1 pseudogene is annotated in these 244 nt (G+C 60.2%); it reads right to left on the bottom strand.

Annotated features, from left to right (window positions below):
- Positions 1-76 precede the first annotated feature (76 nt).
- Positions 77-244: pseudogene (gene tuf / locus Q1A91_RS23655) on the bottom strand (elongation factor Tu); the annotation flags it as partial.

The following is a 244-nucleotide window of genomic DNA, read 5'->3' on the forward strand; positions in this document are numbered from 1 at the left end:
AAAGGCCGCAGCTTTTGTGCTGCGGCCTTTGGTGTTTTGTGGGGTGGTATAAGGTGGGTTGCACCCACCCTGCGGATTACTCCGTGATCTTGGAAACCACACCCGCGCCAACTGTCCGGCCACCTTCACGGATCGCAAAGCGCAGGCCCTGCTCCATCGCGATGGGTGCGATCAGCTCAACGTCGAACTTCAGGTTGTCGCCCGGCATCACCATTTCCGTGCCTTCGGGCAGCTGAACCGTGCC

The sequence above is a fragment of the uncultured Sulfitobacter sp. genome, assembly GCF_947500075.1.
Taxonomy (GTDB): Bacteria; Pseudomonadota; Alphaproteobacteria; order Rhodobacterales; family Rhodobacteraceae; genus Sulfitobacter.